Origin of the sequence: Sphingomonas pseudosanguinis (assembly GCF_014196255.1) — a bacterium.
Lineage (GTDB): Bacteria > Pseudomonadota > Alphaproteobacteria > Sphingomonadales > Sphingomonadaceae > Sphingomonas > Sphingomonas pseudosanguinis.
Genome location: NZ_JACIDH010000004.1, coordinates 128,655 through 142,752 on the forward strand (window position 1 = coordinate 128,655; position 14,098 = coordinate 142,752).

General features: G+C 67.0%; 10 protein-coding genes. 9 read left to right on the forward strand and 1 reads right to left on the reverse strand.

Going from position 1 to position 14,098, the window contains the following annotated elements; all coding sequences use genetic code 11:
• Nucleotides 1-195: 195 nt before the first annotated feature.
• Together GGR48_RS07475 and GGR48_RS07480 are read left to right on the forward strand one after the other, a co-directional pair.
• Nucleotides 196-2,538 carry a TonB-dependent receptor gene (locus GGR48_RS07475; RefSeq protein ID WP_183951290.1) on the forward strand — a complete coding sequence of 781 codons (2,343 nt, stop codon included), beginning with the start codon at nt 196-198 and terminating at the stop codon, nt 2,536-2,538.
• 19 nt (nt 2,539-2,557) lie between these two features.
• Nucleotides 2,558-3,241, forward strand: coding sequence for a Fe2+-dependent dioxygenase (locus GGR48_RS07480; protein ID WP_183951291.1), 684 nt, complete (start codon nt 2,558-2,560; stop codon nt 3,239-3,241).
• A 107-nt stretch (nt 3,242-3,348) separates the two neighbouring features.
• Here GGR48_RS07480 and GGR48_RS07485 read toward each other — a convergent pair whose 3' ends face one another.
• Nucleotides 3,349-5,463 carry a TonB-dependent siderophore receptor gene (locus tag GGR48_RS07485; RefSeq protein WP_240456097.1) on the reverse strand — a complete coding sequence of 705 codons (2,115 nt, stop codon included), beginning with the start codon at nt 5,461-5,463 and terminating at the stop codon, nt 3,349-3,351.
• Nucleotides 5,464-5,641: 178 nt separating this feature from the next.
• On the opposite strand from GGR48_RS07485, the gene GGR48_RS07490 reads away from it, so the two are divergent.
• The 7 genes from GGR48_RS07490 (at nt 5,642) to rarD (ending at nt 14,068) form a co-directional block, all read left to right on the forward strand.
• Entirely contained in the window at nt 5,642-6,487 is an 846-nt protein-coding gene (locus GGR48_RS07490) for an endonuclease/exonuclease/phosphatase family protein (RefSeq protein ID WP_183951292.1), read from the forward strand.
• Nucleotides 6,488-6,751: 264 nt separating this feature from the next.
• On the forward strand, nt 6,752-8,686 hold the full coding sequence (locus GGR48_RS07495; RefSeq protein ID WP_183951293.1) for a sialate O-acetylesterase: 1,935 nt from the start codon (nt 6,752-6,754) through the stop codon (nt 8,684-8,686).
• 244 nt (nt 8,687-8,930) lie between these two features.
• The gene (locus GGR48_RS07500; protein WP_183951294.1) at nt 8,931-10,226 is read left to right on the forward strand and encodes a 3-methyl-2-oxobutanoate dehydrogenase (2-methylpropanoyl-transferring) subunit alpha; all 1,296 of its coding nucleotides are present in this window, start codon (nt 8,931-8,933) and stop codon (nt 10,224-10,226) included.
• A gap of 190 nt (nt 10,227-10,416) precedes the next feature.
• The gene (locus GGR48_RS07505) at nt 10,417-11,424 is read left to right on the forward strand and encodes an alpha-ketoacid dehydrogenase subunit beta (protein ID WP_007404760.1); all 1,008 of its coding nucleotides are present in this window, start codon (nt 10,417-10,419) and stop codon (nt 11,422-11,424) included.
• Nucleotide 11,425: 1 nt separating this feature from the next.
• Nucleotides 11,426-12,727: a dihydrolipoamide acetyltransferase family protein gene (locus GGR48_RS07510; protein WP_183951295.1), complete on the forward strand. Its 1,302-nt coding sequence runs from the start codon at nt 11,426-11,428 to the stop codon at nt 12,725-12,727.
• 175 nt (nt 12,728-12,902) lie between these two features.
• A complete protein-coding gene (locus GGR48_RS07515) occupies nt 12,903-13,133 on the forward strand; it encodes a hypothetical protein (protein WP_240456096.1) in 231 nt (76 codons plus the stop codon).
• 44 nt (nt 13,134-13,177) lie between these two features.
• The gene (gene rarD / locus GGR48_RS07520) at nt 13,178-14,068 is read left to right on the forward strand and encodes an EamA family transporter RarD (protein WP_183951296.1); all 891 of its coding nucleotides are present in this window, start codon (nt 13,178-13,180) and stop codon (nt 14,066-14,068) included.
• Nucleotides 14,069-14,098: the final 30 nt, after the last annotated feature.

Below are 14,098 nucleotides of genomic sequence, written 5' to 3' on the forward strand. Positions count from 1 at the left end.
TGCCGATGAGGCGTACGCGGTCGTGAGCGGAGGCGGATCGTAACAATGGGGGGCACCCCTCCGTCAGGTCTGTGGCCTGCCACCTCCCCTCGCAGGGAAGGAAAAGAGGGAATGTTGGATAAATGAGAATCAATATCAATAGCATTGACAGTGCGATTGTTTCGCAATAGCGACTGGATCGAAGGGGAAAAGATCATGTCGCATTCGTTCATCGCGCTATCCTGCGTGGGCTTTCTGGCCACCGCGCCACATGTCGCCGCCGCCGAGGAGGCGCCGCGCGTCGAACCCGCCGAACGCGCGCAGGACGCCGCCGGTCAGCGCGATACGGTGATCGTCACCGGACAGCGCGCGCATGCCGCGACGCTGGAAAGTCCCAAGGCGACCGCGCCGCTGCTCGACACGCCGCAGACGATCACCGTGGTCAGCGAACAGACCATCCGGAAACAGAATCTCCAGACGCTGCGCGACGTGCTCCAGACGATACCGGGCATCACCTTCGGCGCGGGCGAGGGCGGTGGCGGCTATGGCGATTCGATCAACCTGCGCGGCTATTCGGCGAACAACGACGTCACCATCGACGGCGTCCGCGACAGCGCACAGTATAGCCGCACCGACCCGTTCAACCTGCAACAGGTCGAGGTCTATAACGGCGCCAACAGCGTCTTCAACGGATCGGGATCGGTCGGCGGCACGATCAACCTGGTTTCCAAGGTGCCCACGCCTGAGACGCTGACCATCGTCCAGGGATCGGCCGGCACCGACAATTACTATCGTGGCGCGATCGACAGCAATGTGCGGGTGTCCGATCTCGTCGCGGTGCGGCTGAACGGCGCGTACCACCATAATGACGTACCCGGCCGCGACGTCGAGACGATGGAGCGCTGGGGCATCGCGCCGTCGGTCACCATCGGCATCGGCGGGCCGACCAGCCTGACGCTCGCCTATGTCCATCAGGAGGATCGCAATACGCCGGTGTACGGCGTGCCCTGGTTCGACAATGGCCTGATCGACGGCTTCGTGCCGGGCGCGCGGCGCGACAGCTATTTCGGCATGGCCAATCTCGACCGTCAGGCGATCACCGTCGACCGGCTGACCGCCACCTTCCGCCACGCGATCGACGATCATTGGAGCGTGCGCAACCTGACCCGCTGGCAACAGGTGAAGCAGGACAGCGTGACCTCGGCACCGCAGGGGATTTTCTGCCTGGCATCGACCAACCGACAGCCCAGCGGCGCGGCCTGCCCCGCTAATGTCCCGGCCGGCTTTTATCTCCCCTCGGGTCCGCGCGGGCTGGTGCGGAACCAGGAGAACCAGCTGCTCTACAACCAGACCGATCTGCGGCATGAGGCCGGCGCGAAGGGCGGGCTGCACAATGTCCTGAACATCGGCGTGTCGGGGATGGTCGAGAATTACCGGATCACCCAAGGCTCGCTGCCGCGCAACGCCGATGGCAGCGCGGTGACGCTGCCCCTCATCAATATCGCCGCGCCCGACACCAACTATGCCGGGCCGATCAACTTCGTCACCACCGCCCAGTCGCGCAGCGAGACGCGCAACATCGCGGTCTATGCCTTCGACACGCTGGAGCTGAACCGCTTCTTCGAGCTGAACGGCGGCGTGCGCTGGGAGTATCAGGAGGCGAACTTCCGGTCGCTGCCGCTGGCTGCGGCGGCGGTGAACACGCTGGCGACGCAGCCGCAGGTCAGTCGCGAGCGGCTGTTCTCCTGGCGGGTCGGGGGCGTGTTCCACCCGGTCGAGCATGTCAGCGTCTATGCCGGCTATGGCAATGCCAGGACGCCGTCCTCGACGACCGTCCGGCTGGGTTGCGGCGTGCCGGCCTCGGCGACCGCCGCCAACCCGTGCGCGGTCGCACCCGAAACCGCGAAGAATTACGAGGTCGGCGTGAAGGCCGGGCTGTTCGACCGCCGGCTGGAGCTGACCGCCGCCGTCTTCCGCAACGAACGCACCAATTACCGCGTGCCCTCCAACGATCCGTCGCTGCCCGCCAATCTGCAGGTACTCGACGGACGCAGCCAAGTGGACGGCATCGCACTGGGCGCATCGGGCGCGATCACCCCGGCCTGGACGATCTTCGCCAACTACACCTATCTCGACGGCAAGGTCCGGCAGAGCATCTCCAACCGCGACAAGGCGGCCGGCATCGTCGATCCGCAGGCGGGCAGCCGGCTGATCCAGACGCCCGAACATTCGGGCAGCCTGTTCACCACCTACAAGCTGCCCTTCGGCCTGGAGGTCGGGTATGGCCTGACCTATCAGGGATCATTCGCGACCAACGCGCCGGTGGGCCTGAACCTGGTGCAGTTCCGGGTGGACGATTATCTGATCCACCGCGCCTATCTGGCCTATACCATCGCGCAGCGCTGGACCCTGCAGCTCAATGTCCAGAACTTCACTGACGAGACATACGTCACCGGCGTGCGCAACAATGTGAATGCGACGACCGGCATGGTCACCGGCGGCTGGGCGGTGCCCGGCGACCGGCGGCAGGCGACGCTCAGCCTGTTCTACAATTTCTGAACCGGATAGCGTTGCCGCCATGCTGATCGCGATTCCGAACATACTCGATCCCGCCGGCGTCGCCGCCATTCGCGGGATCATCGACGACAGTCCCTGGGTCGACGGCAACGCGACCTCGGGGCCGCAGGCCGCGCTCGCCAAGCGCAACGAGCAATTGCCGGAGGATAGCGCCGCCGCCATCCAGGCGGGGCGGATGGTCCTCGACGCGCTGGGCCGCTCAGCCCTGTTCGTCGCGGCGGCGCTGCCGCTCAAGGTCTATCCGCCGCTGTTCAACCGCTATGCCGGCGGCCAGGCGTTCGACGTCCATGTCGACAATGCGGTGCGACTGAAGCGCGGCAGCGATTTCCGGATGCGCGCCGACCTGTCGCTGACCCTCTTCCTCGAAGACCCGGCCGCCTATGACGGTGGCGAACTGGTGGTCGAAGATCTGTTCGGCGAACAGCGGGTGAAGCTCGGCGCGGGCGACGCCGTGCTCTATCCCGCCTCCAGCCTGCACCGGGTCGAGGCCGTCACGCGCGGCGCCCGCGTCGCGTCGTTCCTGTGGGTCCAGTCGATGGTCCGCGACGATGGCGAGCGGCGCATCCTGTTCGACCTGGACCGGGCGATCCAGCGGCTGGGCGCCGACAAGGGGCAGGGCGATCGCTCGGTCGTCGAGCTGACCGGGGTGTATCACAATCTGCTGCGCCGCTGGGCCGACGCCTGAGCCTCCACCCTCACCCTTCCGGCGCTTTGCGCCTCCCTCCCTCTCCCAGCGGGAGAGGGAAGGGGCCCACCCGCCATAGGCGGGTGGGAAGGGTGAGGGCGGGGAGCTTAGAACCGCCCCCGCAACGTCACCCGCACATTCCTCGGCGCGCCCGGCATCGTCCAGACATCGGCATAGCTGCTGGCGATGTAATAGGTGTCGAAGATATTCTCGAGGTCGACGCGCACGTCGAACTGCGGATTGACCCGCCACGTCGCATCGGCGCGCAGCGTCGTATAGGCGGGCAGGCGATAGCCCGAGGCGAACGGATCGCCGTTACGCGCGCCGACATGGTTCACCCCGCCGCCGATCGTCACCGCGCCGATCCGCTGATGCAGGTCGAGCGCGCCCAGATAGCGCGGCACGTTGGACAGCATCGTGCCGATCAGCGCGGCATTCTTGTCGTTGCGCACCGTTGCGTCGGTATAGGTGAAGGTGCCGGTCGCGGTCAGCCCGCCGGTCAGTGCCAGATCGGCGACCGTCTCCACGCCGCGCGAGCGCTGGCGGCCGATCTGCGTCTTGACGAAGACGTCGGTGGCGTTGGGGTTCAGCACGTTGCGCTTCGTCATGGTGAACAGCGCCGTCTGACCGGTCAGCGCGCCGCCGAACAGCGTGTATTTCGCGCCGACCTCGGCCGAATCGCTCTTTTCCGCATCGAAGCTGGCGACGCCGTCCGACGGGTTGAGCCGCAGCGACTGACCCCAGCTGGTGAACAGCGACAGGTTGGGCGTCGCCGCCCAGGTCAGCGCGGCGCGCGGGGTGATGCCGCGATCCACCGTCTCCAGCCGCAGATCCCGGATGCGGTTGAGCATCGACTCGCGGAAATTATTCCAGCGCGCCCCGATCAGCGCGGTAAAGTCTCCGAAGCGGATCAGGTCCTGCGCATAGAGGCTCTCGCTGCGGAAGGAATGATGCCGGTCCTGAAACGGCGTCGGCACCGGCAGCGGCTGGCCATAGACGGGGTTGAAGGCGTCGATGGTCAGGATCGGCGCGCCCGGCCGCCCGCGCGCCTGGTCCATGCGGAAGTCCATGCCGTGCCGCACCCGGTCCGCGCCGAAACGCAGCTCGTGCGAAAGGCCCAGCCAGTCGAGCTTGGCGGTCATCTCGATCCGCGCGGTCAGGTCCTGCCAGCGGAAATCATGGAAACGCCGCGACCGCCCGATCGTCCTGCCATCGGCCTGCACCCCGCGCGCGCCGAAATCGACTTGCGTCGCATAGCCGGTCAGGAAGCCGTCGCGGCTCGACACCCCGCCCTCCAGCGAGACGCGGTCAGAGAGCGCGGCGAAGACGCTGCCCTGTTGCCACAGCATGCGCTGGGTCATGCGGCCATCGGCGGGCTCGCCGAGATATGTGGCGCGGTCCATCGCGCGCGCATCGCCCCGGATCGCCGCCACGCCGCGATCGATCGGCGCGCGGTTGCGCATGAACTCGGCCTGATAGAGCAGGCGCAGGCTGTCGCTGGGCGTGAACGCGACCGAGGGGGCGAGCAGCAGTCGGTCGGTATGGACGTAGCGGCGGAAGCTGTCGCCCTCCTCCGCCACGCCGATCATCCGCACCTCCAGCGTGTCGGTGACGGGCCCGCCGATGTCGCCGGTCGCGCGCACCCGGTTCCAGCTGCCATAGCTGAGCGAGGTTTCACCCTGGCGGGTGGCGGTCGGCGTCTTGGTGACGATGTTGAGCGAGCCCCCCGGCTCGCCCAGCCCCGACAGGGCGGCGGCGGCACCCTTCAGGAATTCGAACCGCTCGACCGTGGCGGTGTCGATGGGGGCGTTGAAGCCCAGATTGCTGCTGAACCGGTTGATGAGGACATCGGGGCCGCTGTTTTCGTTGCCGGCAAAACCCCGGATCGAATATTTGTCCCACAGCCCGCCAAAGTCGTTCTGGCGGGCGACGCCGCCGGCCAGCTCGACCGTATCGTCCAGTCGGGTCGCACCCAGCCGGTCGATCAGCGCGCGATCGATGATGCGCAGCGACTGGGGATAGCGGCGCGCGGAGGCGTCGGTGCCGGTGATGCTGGCGCTCGCCTCGCGCAGGCCTTTGACGACAATGTCGCTCTGCGCGTCGGTCGCGGCGGTCTTGTCGTCGACGGGCGAAAGGGGGGCGGTCGGCCGATCCGCGGCCCAGCCGGGTTGCGCCATGACGCATCCGGCCAACAGCATGACGCGGCCCATTGTCTTCGACATTTCCGAGCGACCCCCATTCAATCGATTTGCACGGCGCCAATATCGATAATGCTAATAACTCTCAATCAAAAATTGGATCGATTTTGGTCTTGGTGTGTGTCACGACGCTGCCATGCTCGCTTGCCAAGGGGGTCCGGCTCGGGCGGCGGCCGGGCGGGTTGGTGTAAGGGACGATGATATGACCGGGTTTCGACGCGTGTTGCGGATCACGGCGATGATGGCGGCGGTGCTCGCGCCGCTGGGTGCGATGGCCGATCCGCTCAAGGTCATGACGTTCAACGTCCGCTATGCCTCGGACGAGGGGGCGGAGCGCTGGGCGGTGCGGTGGCCGGTGATGGTCGAACTGATTCGTCGCGCCGCGCCCGACGTGATCGGGACGCAGGAATTGCTCCAGCGGCAGGGCGACGACCTGACCAAAGCGCTGCCCGGCTATCGCTGGTTCGGCCGCGACCGGATGGGCGGGCATGCCAATGAGCATATGGGCATCTTCTATCGCCCCGACCGGCTGACGCTGGTCGAGCATGGCGATTTCTGGCTGTCCGATACGCCCGAGGTCGTCGGCAGCCAGAGCTGGGGCACCGACCTGCCGCGCATGGCGAACTGGGCGGTGTTCGAGACGAAGGAGGCGAGGCCGCACCGCTTTCTGTTCCTCGACACGCATCTGGCGCACCGCGACGAGGATGCCGAGGCGCGCGACAAGGCGGCGGCGCTGATCCTGTCGCGGCTGCCTGCGCTGGCGAAGGACCTGCCGGTGGTGGTCGCGGGCGACATGAACGCGCGGCCCGATACGGCGGCTTACCGCCGTTTCGCCGGCGCGCTGACCGATGCCTGGGGTAGCGCAAAGCGGCGTGAGGGGCCGGCGATGACGTTCCACGACTTCACCGGCACGCCCGACCGGCGGATCGACTATCTGTTCCTGCGCGGATTCAAGGCGGGGGCGGTGACGACGGACACCTATCATCAGGGAAAGACCTATCCATCAGATCACTTCCCGGTTCAAGCGACGCTTATGTTCGATCGCTGAAATCCTCCCCGGTACGGGGAGGTGGCAGGGCGAAGCCCTGACGGAGGGGGGCTTCCATAAGGGGTGTCCTATGCGGCACGCCCCCTCCACCAGCTTCGCTGGTCCCCCTCCCCGTTCCGGGGAGGATCGTTTCCCGATAGCGTTATCATTTGGGCCCTCCTATGATCGGTGGACAGCCGATCGCGGCGCGGAATGGCGCGGTCGCGGGCATAGGAGAGGGATGGCATGCGGATGGGGCATTCAGGGTCCGGCGCCGGGCGGCGCATGGGTTTGGCACTGTTGCTGGGCACGGCGGCGGCCTGGCCCGCCATGGCGGAGGCGCGGCCGCGCATCCTGACCCCGATGAGCGCGCATGCCGTCCTCCAGCGTGACCGCCCGATCATCGTCGAGGGCTCGGCCGATGCGGGTGAGGGCGTCACCGTGACGCTGGGCGGCAACAGCGCCACCGCGACCGCCAATGCCAAGGGCCGCTGGCGCGCGACCCTGCCTGCCATGACGGCGACGGCCACCCCGCTGACCCTGACCGCGACGGGGAAGGACGGCGCGGTCGACACGATGGACGATCTGCTGGTCGGCGATGTCTGGCTGTGTTCGGGCCAGTCTAACATGGAATATCCGACCAAGCAGGCGCTGAACGGCGAAGGGCTGGTCCGGGGTGCGACCAATGACCGTATCCGCCTGTTGGACATCGCCCACCATGTCGGGCTGTCCGCCGACGAGCCGCTGGAGAAGCGCCCGGTCTGGGCCGCCGCCTCACCCGCCAGCGTCGCCGATTTTTCCGCCGCCTGCTATCTGATGGTCAAGGATCTCGCGGCCAAGGCGAACGTACCGATGGGCGCGATCGATTCGAGCTGGGGCGGAACCAAGATCCTGCCGTGGATCGACGCCACCGATGCGCGCAAACTGCCCGGCCTGTCCGCCGATGCCGATCTGCTGGCGCTCTATGCCCGCGACCATGCGGCGGGGCTGCGCAGCTTCGGTGATCGCTGGGGCGACTGGTGGCGCAAGGCGAGCGGGGCGAAACGCGGGCAGGAACCGTGGAACGCACCCGATCGCCTGAGCTGGACGCCGGTGCCCAAATTCTCCCCGTGGGAGGAATGGGGCGTGCCACAACTCGCCGACTATAACGGGCTGGTGTGGTTCCGGCAGGGCTTCGACCTGCCGACCGCCCCCACCGGCGACGGGGTGATCGAACTGGCGGGGATCGACGAGCTCGATACCGTCTGGGTCAATGGCGTGGTGGTCGGCGCGACGTTCGGCTGGGGCGACTGGCGGCGCTATACCGTGCCGCGTTCGGCGCTGAAGAAGGGGCATAACGAGATCGTCGTCGGGCTGGGCGACACCTATGGTCCGGGCGGCATGTTCGGCCCCGCCGACCATATCCAGTTCACGCCCGCTAGCGGCCAACCGATCCCGCTCGGTACAGGCTGGCGCTATTCGATCTACAAGCGCGACGACCAGAGCTATCCGCGCAGCCCCTGGGAAAGCCATGCCGGGCTGGGCACGCTCTATAACGGCATGATCGCGCCGCTGGGGCCGATCGGGCTGAAAGGCGTCGCCTGGTATCAGGGCGAGTCCGATGTCGGTCGCGCCGATTATGGCGACCGGCTGGCGGCGCTGATGACCGGCTGGCGGCGGCAGTTCCAGAACCCCGAGCTGCCCTTCCTGATCGTGCAGCTCGCCAATTTCGGATCGCCGCCGGTCAAGATCGGTGACAGCGGCTGGGCGGCCTTGCGCGAGACGCAGCGTCTGGCAATGCTGCGCGATGAACATGCCGCGCTGGCGACGACGATCGATATTGGCGTGCGCAACGACATCCACCCGGCGGACAAGAACGAACTCGCCAAGCGGCTGGTATTCGCCGAACAGCATCTGATGGCGGGCGACCGCGCCAATGCCTCCGGGCCGATGATCGCCTCGGCGACCCGTGCGGGGAGTGAGGTGGTGCTGCGCTTCAACGGTGTGCAGGGCACGCTTCATGCGTGGAGCGCGGCGGCGCCGATCGGGTTCGAACTGTGCGATGCTAGCGCTTGCCATTATGCTGATGCGACGGTGAATGGGGCGGAGGTGCGGCTGGCCGATGCCCGCCCGAGCGATGTGCACGTGCGCTATGCCTGGGCCGATGCGCCGGTGGTCAATTTCTACGACGAAGCCCCGCATCCGGTGGTGCCGTTCGAGATCGCGATTACGGGGAACTGATTGAAACGGCCCTCACCCTTCCGGCGCTTCGCGCCTCCCTCCCTCTCCCAGCGGGAGAGGGAAGGGGTCCGCCCGCATCGCGGGTGGGAAGGGTGAGGGCAGGTCAGTTCACTGCAGGGGAAAACGCCACCACTCGACGCGTTCAACCGACCAACGCCCCGAAAAGGCGCTTGAAATAAAATTCCATCCGGTTGAAAGATAGCAACGACCCGAGCAGAATCGGGCGAAGCGTTGAGGAGAGAGCATGGCCGTGCCGCCAGAAGGCATTTCGCGCGCCAACCTGGCCCCGTTGCAGCTGCATGTCCCTGAGCCGAAGTTCCGGCCGGGCGATGCGGTCGACTTCGCCAGTGTCGAGGTTCCGCCCGCCGGTGCCCAGCGCCGCCCGGACACCGCCGCGCCTGCCGACAGCTTCCACGAACTCGCCTATACGCTGGTCCGCGTGCTGGATGACGAGGGCCGCGCCGTGGGTCCCTGGGACCCCAAGCTATCGCCCGATCGACTCCGCCGGATGCTGCGCCACATGGTGCTGCTTCGCGCGTTCGACGAGCGCATGTTCCGTGCCCAGCGCCAGGGCAAGACCAGCTTTTACATGAAGGCGCTGGGCGAAGAGGCGGTCGCCGTCGCCGCCGCCCATGCGCTGGATTATGAGGATATGTGCTTCCCCTCCTATCGCCAGCAGGGGCTGCTCATCGCGCGTGACTGGCCGCTCACCGACATGATGAACCAGATCTATTCCAACAGCGCGGATCGGCTGGGCGGCAAGCAGTTGCCCATCATGTATTCGGCCAAGGAAGCCGGGTTCTTCTCGATCTCGGGCAATCTGACGACGCAGTACCCGCAGGCGGTGGGTTGGGCGATGGCCTCGGCCGCCAAGGGCGATACGCGGATTGCCGCCGTGTGGTGCGGCGAGGGCTCGACGGCGGAGGGCGATTTCCACTCGGCCTGCACCTTCGCCGCCGTCTATCGCGCGCCGGTCGTCATGAACGTCGTCAACAACCAGTGGGCGATCTCCAGCTTTTCCGGTTTCGCAGGCGCGGAGGCGACGACCTTTGCCGCGCGGGCGATCGGCTATGGCATTGCGGGGTTGCGCGTCGACGGCAATGACGCACTCGCCGTCTATGCTGCCACCCAATGGGCCGCCGAGCGGGCGCGGACCAACCAGGGCGCGACGCTGATCGAGCATTTCACCTATCGCACCGAAGGCCACTCCACCTCGGACGATCCCACCCAATATCGCTCGGCGGGCGAGCCGACCGCTTGGCCGCTGGGCGATCCGATCCGGCGGTTGAAGGATCACCTGATCGCACTGGGCGAGTGGGACGAGGAGCGCCACGCGACCCAGGACCGCGAAGTCGCCGAGGAAGTCCGCGCCGCGCAAAAGGCCGCCGAGGCGAACGGCATATTGGGCCATGGCCTGCACCAGCCGCTCGACAGCCTGTTCGACGGTGTGTTCGAGGAGATGCCCTGGCACCTGCGCGAGCAGCGTCAGCAGATGCTCGACGAGGAAGAAGCGAGCGGACGGCCATGGGCGCGGAAATGAATGTCCCCTCTCCCATCGGGAGAGGGAGGGGCCCGCTCGGTAACGCTGAGTGGGAGGGTGAGGGCATCCTCGCCGTATTCCCTGCCCTCACCCTCCCGGCGCTCTGCGCCTCCCTCCCTCTCCCGATGGGAGAGGGACAGTGAGCGACACCATGACTGAGACTGTCGAACAGGCGGGCGAAACCACCCGCATGAACATGATCCAGGCGATCAACTCCGCCATGGACGTGGTCATGGCGCGCGACCCGGACGTGGTCGTGATGGGCGAGGATGTCGGCTATTTCGGCGGCGTCTTCCGCGCGACCGCCGGCTTGCAGAAGAAATACGGCAAGACCCGCGTGTTCGACACGCCGATCACGGAATGTGGCATCATCGGCGTCGCGGTCGGCATGGGCGCCTATGGCCTGCGCCCGGTGCCCGAGATTCAGTTCGCCGACTATATCTACCCCGCGCTCGACCAGTTGGTCAGCGAGGCGGCACGGCTGCGCTATCGCTCGGCGGGCGAGTTCACCGCGCCGATCACGGTGCGTTCGCCCTTTGGCGGCGGCATCTTCGGCGGCCAGACGCACAGCCAGAGCCCCGAGGGTATCTTCACCCATGTCTCGGGCATCAAGACGGTGATCCCCGCAACGCCCTACGACGCCAAGGGCCTGCTGATCGCCGCCATCGAGGACAATGACCCCGTCCTCTTCTTCGAGCCCAAGCGCATCTATAATGGCCCGTTCAACGGCCATTGGGATCGCCCGGCCGAGAACTGGTCGAAGCATCCCGGCGGCGAGGTGCCGACCGGCTATTACCGCATCCCGCTGGGCAAGGCGGCGACGGTGCGAGCAGGGGAAGCGGTGACGATCCTGTGCTACGGCACGATGGTCCATGTCTGCGCCGCGGTGGTCGCCGAGATGGGGGTCGATGCCGAGATCCTCGACCTGCGCACCCTGATCCCGCTCGACATCGAGGCGATCGAGGCATCGGTCAAGAAGACCGGGCGTTGCATGATCGTGCACGAGGCGACGCGGACCGCAGGCTTTGGCGCGGAGCTGTCCGCGCTGGTCCAGGAACGCTGCTTCTATCATCTCGAAGCGCCGATCGCGCGCGTGACCGGCTTCGACACGCCCTATCCGCACAGCCTGGAATGGGCCTATTTCCCCGGCCCGGTCCGCATCGGCCAGGCGCTCAAGACCCTGTTGAAGGACGCCTGACATGGCTCGTTTCACCTTCCGCCTGCCCGATATCGGCGAAGGCATCTCCGAGGCCGAGATCGTCGCGTGGCACGTGCAACTCGGCGACCGGGTCGAGGAGGATCAGTCGGTCGCCGACATGATGACCGACAAGGCGACGGTCGAGATGGAATCGCCTGTGTCGGGCACCGTCGTCGAGCTGGCGGGCGAGGTCGGCGATCAGGTGCCGATCGGATCGGCGCTGATGGTGATCGAGACCGATGCAGCCGAGGAGCCTGCGTCGCCCGCGACGGAAGAGGCGGTGTTGGAGGCCGAAAACCCCGGCGTCGAAGAAGCGCAATCTCCCTCTCCCCTTGTGGGAGAGGGGCGGGGTGAGGGGGCGGTGCCGCAAGCCGAAGCCCCCGTGGCCACCCCTCACCCCGACCCTCTCCCACAAGGGGAGAGGGAGCAGAAGAAGGTGCTGGCCTCGCCGGCCGTCCGGGCGCGGGCGCAGGATCTGGGCATCGATCTGGGCAGCGTGAAGCCTGCCGAGGGCGATCGGGTGCGCCATTCGGACCTCGACGCGTTCCTGCGTTATGGTTCGGGCCAGGGCTACACCCCCGCCCGCGCCCCTCGCGCTGATGAGGCCGTGCGCGTCATCGGCATGCGCCGCCGCATTGCGGAGAATATGGCCGCCTCCAAGCGCGCCATCCCGCACTTCACCTATGTCGAGGAAATCGACGTCACCGCGCTGGAGGAAACGCGCGCGCAGCTGAACGCGGGGCGGGGCAACCGGCCCAAGCTGACCATGCTGCCGCTCCTCATCGTCGCGATCTGCAAGACGCTGCCCGACTTCCCGATGCTCAACGCGCGCTATGATGACGAGGCGGGCGTGGTGAACCGTTCGGGCGCGGTGCATATGGGCATGGCGACGCAGACCCCGGCGGGGTTGATGGTCCCTGTCATCCGCCATGCCGAGAGCCGCAATGTCTGGCAGCTGGCGACCGAGATCGGCCGTTTGGCGGAAGCGGCGCGCGCGGGCAGCATCGCCAGCACCGACATGGGCGGCGGTACGATCACCCTGACCTCGCTCGGGCCGCTCGGCGGCATCGCGACGACGCCGGTCATCAACCGGCCCGAGGTGGCGATCATCGGCCCCAACCGCATCGTCGAGCGCCCCGTCTTCCGCTCCGACGGGCGCGGCGGCGAGACGATCGCGCGGGCCAAGCTGATGAACCTGTCGATCAGCTGCGATCACCGGGTGGTCGATGGCTATGATGCGGCGAGCTATGTCCAGGCGTTGAAGCGGTTGCTGGAAACGCCGGTGATGCTGTTCGCGGATTGAGGTTGCGCGCTGGGCGGGGGCGGGGGCGGGGCGTGCGCTTCGACTTCGCTCAGCGTGAACGGCTGTTGGTGTTGTTTCGCGACCTCCGTTCAGCCTGAGCGACGTCGAAGGCCACGTTCAGGCCTTGAACCAAATCCCGCCCCCGGCGTCCTGTCTTCGGAGACAGGAGGATGCCATGCGCGGAATGACGGCGGGATCGGTCGAAGTGACGTCGGACGGAACGGTGCGCGGGATGGTCGGCGGGGACGTCATCGTGGCGTCCGGTGTCGATGCGACGATCAGGGGCATGATCGCAGGGGACGTCATCGTCGAACCCGGCGCGCGGGTGCGGATCACCGGCATGGTGTCGGGCCGGGTCGTCAATCATGGCGGCATGGTCGAGGTGGAGGGCATGGTCGCCGGCTGACCCCAGCCTTGCCTTCCGCGCGCCAAGCGTGAACAGGGGGCGGCATGACGACCGCTCAACCTGCTCGCACCGGCCTTTTGCTCGGCATCGGGGCCTATGTCAGCTGGGGCATATTGCCGCTCTATCTCAAGCTGTTGAAGGGCGTGCCCGCGCTTCAGGTGCTGGCGCATCGCATTCTATGGTCGCTCATCCTGCTGGCGGCCATCGTGCTGGTCCTCAAGCGTGGCAAGGCGATCATGGCGGCGGCGCGAGGGCGAACGCTGTTGCTGCTCTGCGCCAGTGCGGCGCTGATCGCGGTCAACTGGATGGTCTATATCTGGTCGGTGCAGAACAACCATGTGCTGGAGGCGAGCCTCGGCTATTTCATCAATCCGCTGATCAATGTCGCGCTCGGCGTCGCGCTGCTGGGCGAGCGAATCCGCAAAGGGCAAGCGATCGCGGTCGGCATCGCCGCCCTCGGCGTGGCGATATTGGCAATCAGCGGGGGCGGGGCGATCTGGATTTCGCTGGCACTGGCGCTGTCCTTCGGTTTCTATGGTCTGGTCCGCAAGATCGCGGCGATCGACGCGCTGGGCGGCCTGACGGTCGAGACGCTGTTGCTCGCCGCGCCCGCGCTGGCGGTGCTGCTTCAGGCGAGCGGGAATGGTACGGCGGCGTTCGGCGTCGACCGGCATCTCGACATGCTGCTGATCCTGGCCGGGGCGGTGACGGCGGCACCGCTGCTGATGTTCGCGGCGGCGGCGCGGCGGATGCGCTATTCAACGCTGGGGCTGCTGCAATATCTCGCCCCGACGCTGCAATTCGCGCAGGCCGTGCTGCTGTTCGGCGAGCCGCTGAAGCCGGTCCATATCGTGACCTTCGCGCTGATCTGGGCCGGGTGCGCACTCTATGCTTTCGACAGCGTGCGGGCGAGCCGGACGCCGGTTGCGGCCTGATTAACTCGCGCGGAGACGCGGGGGGATCGG

Coding starts and splice junctions, on each gene's coding strand:
- GGR48_RS07475 (WP_183951290.1), top strand. CDS start 196: ATGTCGCATTCGTTCATCGCGCTATCCTGCGTGGGCTTTCTGGCCACC.
- GGR48_RS07480 (WP_183951291.1), top strand. CDS start 2,558: ATGCTGATCGCGATTCCGAACATACTCGATCCCGCCGGCGTCGCCGCC.
- GGR48_RS07485 (WP_240456097.1), bottom strand. CDS start 5,463: ATGTCGAAGACAATGGGCCGCGTCATGCTGTTGGCCGGATGCGTCATG.
- GGR48_RS07490 (WP_183951292.1), top strand. CDS start 5,642: ATGACCGGGTTTCGACGCGTGTTGCGGATCACGGCGATGATGGCGGCG.
- GGR48_RS07495 (WP_183951293.1), top strand. CDS start 6,752: ATGGGTTTGGCACTGTTGCTGGGCACGGCGGCGGCCTGGCCCGCCATG.
- GGR48_RS07500 (WP_183951294.1), top strand. CDS start 8,931: ATGGCCGTGCCGCCAGAAGGCATTTCGCGCGCCAACCTGGCCCCGTTG.
- GGR48_RS07505 (WP_007404760.1), top strand. CDS start 10,417: ATGAACATGATCCAGGCGATCAACTCCGCCATGGACGTGGTCATGGCG.
- GGR48_RS07510 (WP_183951295.1), top strand. CDS start 11,426: ATGGCTCGTTTCACCTTCCGCCTGCCCGATATCGGCGAAGGCATCTCC.
- GGR48_RS07515 (WP_240456096.1), top strand. CDS start 12,903: ATGCGCGGAATGACGGCGGGATCGGTCGAAGTGACGTCGGACGGAACG.
- rarD (WP_183951296.1), top strand. CDS start 13,178: ATGACGACCGCTCAACCTGCTCGCACCGGCCTTTTGCTCGGCATCGGG.